The sequence below is a fragment of the Vibrio sp. 10N.222.48.A3 genome (assembly GCF_041475345.1).
In the GTDB taxonomy this organism is placed as follows: domain Bacteria; phylum Pseudomonadota; class Gammaproteobacteria; order Enterobacterales; family Vibrionaceae; genus Vibrio; species Vibrio tasmaniensis_A.
In genome coordinates this window covers 1-3,526 of the sequence record NZ_JBFRVX010000426.1, presented here as the reverse complement: position 1 = coordinate 3,526, position 3,526 = coordinate 1, and the positions used below count along the sequence as shown (strand labels likewise).

At 35.8% G+C, this 3,526-nt stretch carries 4 protein-coding genes; all 4 read left to right on the top strand.

The genetic code is table 11. The features are described from left to right. A partial coding sequence (locus AB4653_RS13025; RefSeq protein ID WP_372104370.1) for an ABC transporter permease occupies positions 1–590 on the top strand: 590 nt, incomplete at its 5' end. A 12-nt stretch (positions 591–602) separates the two neighbouring features. Continuing rightward, positions 603–1,922, top strand: a complete 1,320-nt coding sequence (locus tag AB4653_RS13020) for an ABC transporter ATP-binding protein (protein WP_009847950.1) — start codon at positions 603–605, stop codon at positions 1,920–1,922. A 54-nt stretch (positions 1,923–1,976) separates the two neighbouring features. Further along, positions 1,977–2,615: a sulfotransferase gene (locus tag AB4653_RS13015; RefSeq protein ID WP_009847949.1), complete on the top strand. Its 639-nt coding sequence runs from the start codon at positions 1,977–1,979 to the stop codon at positions 2,613–2,615. Beyond that, positions 2,612–3,526: DegT/DnrJ/EryC1/StrS family aminotransferase (locus AB4653_RS13010; protein WP_372104367.1), on the top strand; the 915-nt coding region annotated here is incomplete at its 3' end. The genes AB4653_RS13015 and AB4653_RS13010, both read left to right, overlap by 4 nt.

Genomic DNA, 3,526 nt, shown 5'->3' with positions numbered 1-3,526 from the left:
TTTGGCTTGTCTCAGCTATGATTCCTTGGTTCTTCATAGCAGAAATGTTGTCAAATGCGACTAATTCAATTGTAGAACAAGCAAATATTGTAAAGAAAATTGTTTTTAGGGTTAGTTTACTACCGATAGTAAAACTGATATCAGCACTAATTATTCACTTATTCTTTATAGCCATTCTTTTTTCAATTGCGTTTGCTTATGGTTATTACCCAAGTTTAAATTGGCTTCAAATACCATACTACTTAATATGCTCACTACTTTTGATGATTGGAGTGTCTTGGATTACCTCGTCTATAGTTATTTTCTTCCGTGATATCGGTCAGTTTATCGCAGTTCTAATACAATTAGGTTTTTGGGGCACTCCGATTTTTTGGGATATCGCAATGGTGCCCCAACAATATCAGTGGGTATTTAAATTAAACCCAGTATTCTATATTACTGAAGGCTATAGAAACACATTAACAACGGATCTTTGGTTTTGGGAGTCTATGAGTTGGACCGCATACTTCTGGTTTGTGACTTTTGTTACTTTATTATTTGGTGTTGTTTGTTTCAAAAGATTAAAGCCGCACTTTGCGGATGTATTATAGAAGGTTTAAATTATGAATGAACTTGCCATAAGTTGCAAAGGCGTAACCAAGACTTATCCAATGTACCATAATCCAAAGGACCGCTTTAAAGAGGCTCTTCACCCATTTAGAAAAGTCTACCATGAAGACTTCTATGCACTTCGAGATGTAAGCTTCGATATCCACAAAGGTGAAACTGTTGGAATAATTGGTCAAAATGGTGCAGGTAAGTCAACACTTCTCAAGATTATCACTGGAGTTCTAACTCCTACATCAGGAGCTTCTCAAGTAAACGGCGTTGTATCATCTATATTGGAGCTAGGAACCGGATTCAATAATGAACTGACTGGAATTGAAAATATTTATGTTAACAGTTCTTTGATGGGAGTGTCTAAAGAAAGTGTCGACAAAAAACTAGATCAGATCATTGCATTTGCAGACATAGGTGATCACATTAATCAACCTGTGCGTGGTTATTCTTCGGGGATGTTTGCACGATTAGCATTTTCTATAGCTATCAGTATTGATCCCGACATACTAATTGTGGATGAGGCATTAGCCGTCGGTGACATGAACTTTCAAGCTAAATGTATGACAGCAATGAAAAGAATTCAAGAGAATGGCACTACTATTCTTTTCGTTAGTCATGATATCAGTAGTGTGAAGAGTTTGTGTGAGAGGGCAATCTACATAAAAAATGGAGTTCTTCATGCTGAAGGTCACGCTGGAGAAGTCGCTGAATTATATATGAGAGAGATGCGAGAGGCACAAAGCGATCGTATTTCTAAAGACCTTGCTGTGGTTGATAAACCCGAACTGAATTCCAATATATTACCACGTGCTGAGCTCAAAGAGACAAGAGATCTAAAGAGCTTAAAAGTGTTTAAGACGCGTGTTGCAGAATTTCGATACGGTTCAGGCGGCGCAAACATAACTTTAGTTGAACTTTTAGACAAGAATGGCGAATTAGTGCATGAGGCTGACTTTAATGAAGAAGTTAGACTAAGAATACATATCGAAAGTGATATAGAAGACAAAGTGAGCGTTAATTTTCAGGTTTTTGATGACAAGAAAATTAATATTATATCAGGAGGTTGCCTTCTTTCTGAGGGGGAGTTAATTGATATAAAGAAAGGAAGTCGTCATATTGTCGATTATGACTTTAGACTTCCATTACAATATAACCATTACTCAATCCAAGCTACAATTACGTCAACACTAGTGGAAAATGTGTCCTATAATTTTATAGATGCAATACCTAATGCCTACTTGTTTAAAGTTAAAGTTAGACCGGAAATAACATTATGGTCCAAAGTTCATGTGTTTCCTAAGTTAACAGTGAAAGAGATTTAGAAAAAATCAGAGGCTACTGTAATTCTAGAGTGATATATAATGGTTGATATATAAATGAGTGCAATTAACAATAACACAAAGTATTTCTGTATAGGGTTCAATAAAACAGGTACAACTTCATTAGAAAATGCATTTCGATTATTTGGTTTTACTTTAGGGGACCAAGCAACAGCGGAAATGCTAATATTTGATTGGAATAATAATCAATTTGAAAAAATACTCAGATTTTGTGAAATGGCTGACGCTTTTCAAGATATTCCTTTTTCTCTACCTGGAACATATATAAAAATCTTTGAACAATACCCAAATGCCAAGTTTATTTTGACGTTGAGAGATTCTTCAGAGCAGTGGTATGAGTCTCTTACTCGGTTTCATTCCAAAGTCTTTTCAACTGATAAGAATAGCTTACCCTCTAAACATGATCTAGATAACTCTATGTATCGCTATAAAGGGTATAGTTTGGATGCAATGAAAGTTATGTATGGTTATCCAAACGTACCGCTTTATGATAAGAAGCATTACATGGATTTATACGAAAAGCACGAGAAGGACGTAAAAGAATTCTTTAAAGATAAGCCAGAAAATTTATTGGTTTTAAATGTTGCGGAGACAAACTCTTATCAAAAGCTTGCGGATTTTGTAGGGGTTCGTGTTGAGAGCGATGGCTCTTTTCCTTGGGAGAATAAGACATGAAAATTAAAGTAACACAGCCCTCATTTCCGCCTCTTAGTGAATTTGACCAAATGCTAGAGGATATCTGGGATAGGAAATGGCTTACTAATGGGGGGCATTATCACCAAGAACTAGAAAGAGCTTTAGCCAACCATCTTGGAGTTAAGTACGTTTCTTTATTTTGTAATGGTACTATTGCTTTATTGACTGGTCTCAAAGCTTTAGGGATAACTGGAGAAGTTATCACCACTCCTTTTACGTTTGTAGCAACTTCTCATGCAATTGAATGGAATGGTTGTACCCCTGTGTTTTGTGATATAGATCCCGATAGCTATAATTTGGATCCCTCTAAGATAGAGAGCTTAATCTCTGAAAAAACGCAAGCTATAATGCCAGTTCATGTTTATGGAACCCCATGTGATGTAAAAGCTCTAAAATCTATTGCTGATAAATATGATTTGAAAGTTTTCTATGATGCAGCTCATTCCTTTGGTGTTGAAGTTGACGGTGAGTCTATTTTAAATTTCGGTGACTTATCAATGATGAGTTTTCATGCAACAAAGGTATTCAATACGATTGAAGGTGGAGCTCTAATAACAAACTGTCCTGATATGAAGAAAAAGATCGATTTCTTGAAAAACTTTGGCTTTGCTGGAGAAGAATCGGTGGTTGATATTGGGATTAATGGCAAAATGAATGAAGTACAGGCTGCTTTTGGCTTAGCTCAGTTAAAGTATGTTGAGGAGCAAATCACTCATTGCAAGAGCATTTCTGATTTGTACCGTGAAAAGCTATCTGACGTGCCTGGTATCGAAGTTCTGAAGGAATCTGATAACGTAAAATATAATTACTCATACTTTCCAATAGTAGTTAATGAACGTGAATTTGGTATTGATCGTGATATGCTTTATGAAATATTAAAAGATAACAAT